The following is a 7,697-nucleotide window of genomic DNA, read 5'->3' on the forward strand; positions in this document are numbered from 1 at the left end:
GTCATTGGGCATTGGGCATTGGGCATTGGGCATTGGGCATTGGGCATTGGGCATTGGGGTGTTGAGAATGAGTTGCAGTTTCTGGTTGAATGGGTATACTGAAAAAGAAGTGGCGCGGTGGACGGGACTCGAACCCGCGACCTCCGCCGTGACAGGGCGGCATTCTAACCAACTGAACTACCACCGCACCAAATAAAAGGGGAAAATAAAAGTGGTGGTCGCTAGTGGACTCGAACCACTGGCATCCACCTTGTAAGGGTGGCGCTCTACCAACTGAGCTAAGCGACCGTCTGAGACTGGCGACCCCTGAAGGATTTGAACCTTCGTGTCCACCTTGAAAAGATGGCATCCTTGGCCACTAGATGAAGGGGTCTTTTCGACCCTTACAACACAAGTGGTGACCCGTGTTGGATTCGAACCAACGGCCCATTCCTTAAAAGGGAATTGCTCTACCAGCTGAGCTAACGGGTCATCCGTATGCATTTTCATGCAAACGTGAGCGAAATTATAGAGAAAAACCTTCCGGTTGTCAAGAGAAAACGGCGAGAAATTTCAAAAAAGATCATCCGAGGCTACCCGGAACAGAAGTTTGTAGGCATAGAGCATACTCTGCTTCTGGATATAGTTGCGGTCCCCTTCGAAATGGAGCTCCTCGACGATCGTACGGGTATCGCTTTTGGCGCCGATGTAAACGGTGCCGACAGGTTTCTGGCGCGAGCCCCCGCCCGGGCCCGCGATGCCGCTGACGGCCAGGGCGTAGTCGGCCTGGGCGATCTCCATGGCTCCCGTGAGCATCTGGTCGACACACTGTTCGCTGACGGCACCGAAAGTTTCGAGCGTCTCTTTCTCGACACCCAGCCATCCGGCCTTGAGAGCGTTGGAGTAGGTGACGAGAGAACCCCGGAAAATCGTGGAGGAGCCCGGTTCGCTCGTCAGTTGCGCGGCGAGGAGACCTCCGGTGCAGCTTTCGGCGAAGGTGACGGTCTTGCCCGCCTGGGAGAGTTTGTGGATCAGGTAGGCGAAGATGTTGGTCGACTCGATCACCTTTTTCGGCAGAAGCTGGTGGACGCTTTTGAGAAAGTTGCCGAGTTGGCCGTACTTTTTGCTGATGCACTCCACCTGCAGCCAGCCGGGGGTCAGGGTCGTGACGACTGTGTCGATTTCCTGGGTTTTGGCCAGGGGTTCCAGCAGTACAGCGGCACTCTCCTCGTCCATGTCGAACAGGTGGATCACCCCCTCTTTTTCCCGATGCTCCACCAGAAACATCGGCAGCGTCTCCCCGGGGACGGCCATGACCACATTGATGGTGCAGTCTCGAAACTGCACCAGAAAGCTGTTGTCGTCGTAGATTTCGCTTTTGGAGGGGATGAGCATGTTCTCTTTGAGTATCAGCGTATCGTCGATCATCGTGGCCAGAAGCTTGCTGACAGGGGTGAAAGAGGATTTGTTGGTGATGACGATCAGATTGCCCCCCGTATCGATCTGCTGCTGAAGGAGTGTGACGATATCGCTGCTGGTTTCGGGGACTTTCGTGATCTGTTCCAGAAAACCGAGATGGCCGAGGTCCCTTTCGATGTATTCCATGAAAGGCTGGTTGAGATAGAGGTTTCTTCCGATGATGACGAGTCGGTTGTGCATGGGCTGCTCCGTCTTTAATTGGGATTATTATACCCCAATCAGCCCATTTTAATCACCTTTTCAATATAATAATCCAATTTTTATCCGGAGCGATGAATGGACTACAAGTCGACACTGAATCTTCCCAAGACCGATTTCCCGATGCGGGGAAATCTCCCCCAGAACGAGCCGAAGCGCTACGGCCGATGGTTCCAGGAGCGGGTTTACGAGCGCATGAAGGCCAACCGCGAAGGGGCCGAGCTCTTCACGCTGCACGACGGCCCTCCCTACGCCAACGGCAAAATCCACATCGGCCACGCCCTCAACAAGGTGCTCAAGGACATCATTGTCAAGGACAACTACTTCCAGGGACGCGCCGTCCGTTTCACGCCGGGCTGGGACTGTCACGGACTGCCGATCGAGCAGCAGGTGGAGAAGAAGCTGGGCAAGGCCAAAAAGGAGCAGCTGCCCAAGACGAAGATCCGCCAGCTCTGCCGCGAGCACGCCGCCAAATTCGTCGAAGTGCAGAAGGAGGGCTTCAAAGCCCTGGGTGTCATCGCCGACTGGGAGAAGCCCTACATCACGATGGACTACCGCTTCGAAGCCAACATCTACCGCACCCTCTGCGACGTGGCCCAAAAAGGGCTGCTCGTCGAGCGCAACAAACCGGTCTACTGGAGCTGGGCGGAGCGGACGGCTCTGGCCGAGGCGGAGGTGGAGTACGAGGAGAAGGAGGACTACTCCATCTACGTCGCCTTCGAGCTGGGCGACAAGGCCAAAGAGAAGCTGGGGCACCCCGAAGCGGCGGCGATCGTCATCTGGACGACGACCCCCTGGACGCTGCCGGCGAACGTGGGCATCAGCCTCAACCCCGACGAGATGTACGTCCTCACCCGCGACGGCTACATCGTCGCCGAAAAGCTCTTCGACACGCTGGCCGAAAGCGGCGTCGTGGAGGGACCGATCGAGATGCGCATCCCCGCCAGAGACCTGGAGGGGATGATCGCCATCAACCCGCTCAACGGCCGCCCGTCGCGGATCGTGCTGGGCGAGCATGTCCTGATGGAGAACGGTACCGGGGCGGTCCATACGGCTCCCGGACACGGAGAGGACGACTACCGCGTGGGTCTGGTGAATGACCTGGATGTCGTCATGCCGGTCGACGAGGAGGGGAAATACGACGAGACGGTCGTGCGTCTGGGCTTGCTCCCCGAACCCGAAAGGTTCGTGGGGATGCATATCTTCGAAGCCAACGAGGAGATCGTCAGACTCCTGGGAAAGGCGTTGCTCAAGGTCGAGAAATTCACCCACAGCTATCCCCACTGCTGGCGAAGCCACACGCCGCTGATCTTCCGGGCCACGAAACAGTGGTTCATCAGCGTCGACGGTACCCCCGAAGGGGAACAGAAGAGCCTGCGGGAGATCGCGCTGGAGGAGATCGACCGGACGAAATTCTACCCCGAGTGGGGACGCAACCGCCTCACCTCCATGGTCGAAGGGCGTCCCGACTGGTGTATCAGCCGCCAGCGCGACTGGGGCGTGCCGATCGCCTTTTTCCGCGACAAAAAGACGGGAAAAGTGATCCTGGACGAAAAGGTGCTCAACTTCGTCGCGATGATTTTCGAGATGAAGGGGTGCGACGCCTGGTACGAGATGAGCGTCGAAGAGCTTCTCTATCCCGGAAGCGGCTACGATCCGAAGGATCTGGAGAAGGTGATGGATATCCTCGACGTCTGGTTCGACAGCGGCTCGACCTGGAACGCCGTGCTCAAGTCGCGCAACTACGACGCGGGAAAATTCCCGGCCGATCTCTATCTGGAGGGTAGTGACCAGCACAGGGGATGGTTCCAGAGCTCCCTGCTGCTCGGGTGCGCCGTGGAGCACAGAGCCCCCTACAAGGCGATTCTGACCCACGGTTTCACGGTGGACGAGAAGGGCGAGAAGATGTCCAAGTCCAAGGGCAACGTCGTCGCCCCCGATGAGGTGGCCAAAAAGTACGGCAGCGAGATACTCCGTCTGTGGGTCGCCATGAGCGAGTACAAGAGCGACCTGAAGATCAGCGACGCCATTTTGAAGCAGGTGGCCGAAAACTACCGAAAGATCCGAAACACTTTCCGCTTCCTCCTGGCCAACGTCGACGACCTGGAGCGGCTCGTACCGGCCGAAGAGATGGGAGAGCTGGACCGCTGGATCGTCGCCAAAGCCGCCGAAGTCTTCGCCCAGATGCGAAAATCCTTCGACGAGTACGACTTCTCCAAAGGGTTCCATCAGCTGAACAACTTCCTGACCAACGAGCTGAGCGGCATCTATCTCGACATCACGAAAGACAGGCTCTACTGCGACGAGACCGACGGCCCGACGCGTCGAAGCAGCCAGACGGCGATGGCGATGGTCGCCCGGGCGCTGCTGCCGCTGGTCGCGCCCGTGCTCACCTACACGGCCGACGAACTGCTCGAATACGCCCCCGCCGTCATCAAAGGGGAAGCCAAAGATGTCTTCGATCTGCTCTATACGCCGCTTCCTTCTGTCGAGGTGACGATGGACGAAGCGTACATGACCGCCGCCCGTGAAGCCTTTTTCGAGATCGTCGACCGTCTCAAGAAAGAGGGGGTCATCAAGCAGACACTGGAGCTCGGGCTCGTGACCGAGAGTGAAAAACTCGACGTGCTGGACCCCAAAGATGCCGAAGACTGGTTCGTCGTCAGCGAAATCACGCGCCAAAGCGGAAGCGAGACGCTGGGAGAGTTCGAAGTGGAGGGCGACACGTTCGTCATCGTCAGGGCGTCGGGCCACAAGTGTCCCCGATGCTGGCGCTTCGCCGCTCCCGAAGAGGATGCGCTCTGCGAACGCTGCGCGAAGGTGCTGAATGTTTGATACGGCCCAGCCCGTCACCTGGCCCGTGATCGTGGGAACGATCGCGGCGATTTTCGCCGTGACGGGGGTAGGGATCTGGTTCGTACAGCGTTGCGTGAAGAGGAAAGGATGAAGTCTTTGGCCGTTGGGGAAGAGAGGCCAAGGCATCATGATGGTCGATGCGATCAAAAAAAGTTTGAGTTTTAGGAGAAGAGATTGATAACACTGAAAGAGGCCCTGGCGCTGCCGAAAGAGGAGATCGCGGCGCTGCGGGAGGATCTGAAAAAGAGGATCGAAGAGAAGAGGGATCTCAACGCCTACATCGCCGTAGACGAGGCTGGGGACGGGGTGCCGCTGCTGATCAAGGACAACATCCAGGTCAAAGGGTGGAACGTCACGGCGGCGAGCGGGATCCTGCAGGGGTACGTGGCACCCTACGACGCCACCGTCATCGCCAAAATCAAGGAAGCGGGACTGGCCCCCTTCGGCCGGGCCAACATGGACGAGTTCGCGATGGGAAGCTCCACCGAGACGAGCTTCTACGGCAAGACCCTCAACCCCCACGATCCCGAGCGGGTTCCTGGCGGCAGCTCCGGCGGTTCGGCGGCGGCGGTGGGCGCCGGCGTGGCGATCGCGGCCCTGGGAAGCGATACGGGCGGATCGATCCGTCAGCCCGCGGCCTTCTGCGGCATCGTCGGGATGAAACCGACCTACGGGCGCGTCAGCCGGTGGGGACTCGGGGCCTACAGCTCCAGTCTGGATCAGATCGGGCCGATGACGCAGAACGTCGAAGACGCGGCGATTCTCTACGACATCATCAGCGGCCACGACACCCACGACAGTACCAGCGCGGATATCGACTACAAGCCCGTCGCGCCCAACCTCGACCCCGACCGCAAGCTCAAAATCGCCGTCGTCGACAACTATATCGAAGATGCGAGCCCGGAGGTTCGGGCGGCTTACGAAAAGGCCGTGAAAGCGCTGGAAGCGGAGGGGCATACGATCCTTCACAAGGAGATGATGGGGGCCAAATACGACATCGCCGCCTACTACATCATCGCCACGGCCGAAGCGAGCGCGAACCTGAGCCGTTACGACGGCGTGCGCTACGGCAACCGTGCCGAAAACGTCAAGGATCTCAAAGAGATGTATCTCAAAACCCGCAGCGAAGGTTTCGGCGAAGAGGTCAAACGCCGGATCCTGCTGGGAAGCTTCGTCCTCTCCTCTGGCTATTACGACGCCTACTATCTCAAAGCCCAGAAGGTACGACACCTGATCAAGGACGAGTTCGAAGGGGTCTTCAGGGATGCCGATCTGATTCTGAGTCCCGTGGCTCCGACCCCCGCATTCAGATTCGGCGAGATGGCCGATCCCCTGCAGATGTACCTGAGCGACGCCTACACGATCGGCATCAACCTGGCGGGTCTGCCGGCCATCAGCCTGCCGATCGAAAAGACGGCCGAAGGGCTTCCGGTGGGTCTGCAGCTGATCGGAAGACATTTTGACGAACAGACACTGTTCGACGGTGCCATGAGCCTGGAACGCGCCGTCGCCTACGAGAAATAAAGAAGGAGTGAACCCTATGAGAATCCGAAAACGCGCCCTGACATTCGAAGATGTCCTGCTGGTCCCCAAACACTCGACCGTTCTGCCCAAAGAGGTCGATCTGAGCACCCAGCTCACCCGTAACATCCGTCTCAACATCCCCATCGTCTCGGCAGCGATGGATACGGTGACCGAGTTTCGCGCCGCGATCGCGATGGCCAGACTCGGCGGTATCGGGATCATCCACAAAAACATGGATGTCGAGACCCAGGTCAAACAGATCAAGAAGGTCAAAAAGAGCGAGTCGGGCATCATCATCGATCCGATTTTCATCCATCCGGAGCAGCTGATCGGCGAAGCGGAGGCGATCATGCGCGAATACCGTATCTCCGGCGTTCCCGTCGTCGACGAAAACATGAAACTGCTGGGGATTCTGACCAACCGGGACATGCGCTTCGAGACGGACATGAACAAAAAAGTCGAAGAGGTGATGACCAAGATGCCGCTGATCACGGCCAAAAAGGGAATCAGCCTCGACGAAGCGGCCGACATCATGCACAAGAACAAGATCGAGAAACTTCCTCTGATCGACGAAAACGGCATCCTTCAGGGGCTCGTGACGATCAAGGACATCAAGAAACGCAAAGAGTATCCCAACGCCTGCAAGGACGAGTTCGGCCGTCTGCGGGTCGGTGCGGCGATCGGTGTGGGGCAGTTCGACCGTGCCAGAGCGCTGGCGGAAGCGGGTGTCGACGTACTGGTGCTCGACAGCGCCCACGGACACTCCCAGGGTATCATCGATACGCTCACACAGCTCAAGAAGGAGCTGGATGTCGATATCATCGCCGGAAACATCGCCACCAGCGAAGCGGCGGAGGATCTGATCGCGGCGGGTGCGGACGCGATCAAGGTGGGGATAGGGCCCGGTTCCATCTGTACCACGCGCATCGTCGCGGGAGTGGGCGTACCCCAGATCAGCGCCATCGACGAGTGCGCCCAGGTGGGCCACAAACACGGTGTACCGGTCATCGCCGACGGCGGGATCAAATATTCCGGCGACGTGGCCAAGGCTTTGGCGGTGGGTGCCAGCACGATCATGGCCGGATCCATTCTCGCCGGTACCGAAGAGAGTCCGGGCGAGACGATCATGTACCAGGGACGTCAGTACAAAAGCTATCGGGGCATGGGCAGCATCGGCGCCATGACCAAAGGGAGCACGGACCGTTACTTCCAGGAAGGTACCGCCGCCGACAAACTGGTCCCCGAAGGGATCGAAGGGCGCGTCCCCTACCGCGGACGCATCGCCGACGTGATCCATCAGCTCACCGGCGGACTGCGCTCTTCGATGGGATACTGCGGAAGCAAGGATATCCCGACTTTCTGGGAGAGAGCGGAGTTCGTGGAGATCACCAGCGCCGGCCTCAAAGAGAGCCACGTCCACGACGTGATGATCACCAAGGAAGCGCCGAACTATCACATTTGAGCACATTTGAGCCAGGCTCAAATGTGAGTGAAAAACTAAAAACGAAAAGTGAAAAGTTGAGGAAAGTCGCTAAAGCTCCTTTTTAATCAAATAGAATGGAAGCGTGCAAAGCACGCATCCGCAACTTTTAGCTTTTAGTTTTTAACTTTTCACTTAAAAAATCCGAAGGATTTGAAATGAAACAGCAGACCCTCGCCCT

4 protein-coding genes and 4 tRNA genes are annotated in these 7,697 nt (G+C 58.3%); 3 read left to right on the forward strand and 5 right to left on the reverse strand.

The features are described from left to right. Positions 1 to 110 precede the first annotated feature (110 nt). The 5 genes from Q1K23_RS06155 to Q1K23_RS06175 form a co-directional block, all read right to left on the reverse strand. Positions 111 to 187: transfer RNA gene (locus Q1K23_RS06155), tRNA-Asp, on the reverse strand. A gap of 25 nt (positions 188 to 212) precedes the next feature. Continuing rightward, a tRNA-Val gene (locus Q1K23_RS06160) sits at positions 213 to 288 on the reverse strand. A 9-nt stretch (positions 289 to 297) separates the two neighbouring features. Continuing rightward, a tRNA-Glu gene (locus Q1K23_RS06165) sits at positions 298 to 373 on the reverse strand. Between the two features lie 22 nt (positions 374 to 395). Next, a tRNA-Lys gene (locus tag Q1K23_RS06170) sits at positions 396 to 471 on the reverse strand. Between the two features lie 81 nt (positions 472 to 552). Further along, positions 553 to 1,638 (reverse strand): CinA family protein, encoded by a 1,086-nt coding sequence (locus Q1K23_RS06175; protein WP_300363271.1) that lies wholly within the window; start codon positions 1,636 to 1,638, stop codon positions 553 to 555. Positions 1,639 to 1,734: 96 nt separating this feature from the next. On the opposite strand from Q1K23_RS06175, the gene ileS reads away from it, so the two are divergent. From ileS to guaB, 3 genes are all read left to right on the forward strand, one after another. Next, a complete protein-coding gene (ileS, locus tag Q1K23_RS06180) occupies positions 1,735 to 4,491 on the forward strand; it encodes an isoleucine--tRNA ligase (protein WP_300363272.1) in 2,757 nt (918 codons plus the stop codon). Between the two features lie 195 nt (positions 4,492 to 4,686). Then, positions 4,687 to 6,036: an Asp-tRNA(Asn)/Glu-tRNA(Gln) amidotransferase subunit GatA gene (gene gatA, locus Q1K23_RS06185; RefSeq protein WP_300363273.1), complete on the forward strand. Its 1,350-nt coding sequence runs from the start codon at positions 4,687 to 4,689 to the stop codon at positions 6,034 to 6,036. A 16-nt stretch (positions 6,037 to 6,052) separates the two neighbouring features. Then, entirely contained in the window at positions 6,053 to 7,498 is a 1,446-nt protein-coding gene (gene guaB, locus Q1K23_RS06190; protein ID WP_300363274.1) for an IMP dehydrogenase, read from the forward strand. Positions 7,499 to 7,697 lie beyond the last annotated feature (199 nt).

Origin of the sequence: Hydrogenimonas sp., from assembly GCF_029933015.1 — a bacterium.
Taxonomy (GTDB): Bacteria; Campylobacterota; Campylobacteria; order Campylobacterales; family Hydrogenimonadaceae; genus Hydrogenimonas.

Coding starts and splice junctions, on each gene's coding strand:
- Q1K23_RS06175 (WP_300363271.1), bottom strand. CDS start 1,638: ATGCACAACCGACTCGTCATCATCGGAAGAAACCTCTATCTCAACCAG.
- ileS (WP_300363272.1), top strand. CDS start 1,735: ATGGACTACAAGTCGACACTGAATCTTCCCAAGACCGATTTCCCGATG.
- guaB (WP_300363274.1), top strand. CDS start 6,053: ATGAGAATCCGAAAACGCGCCCTGACATTCGAAGATGTCCTGCTGGTC.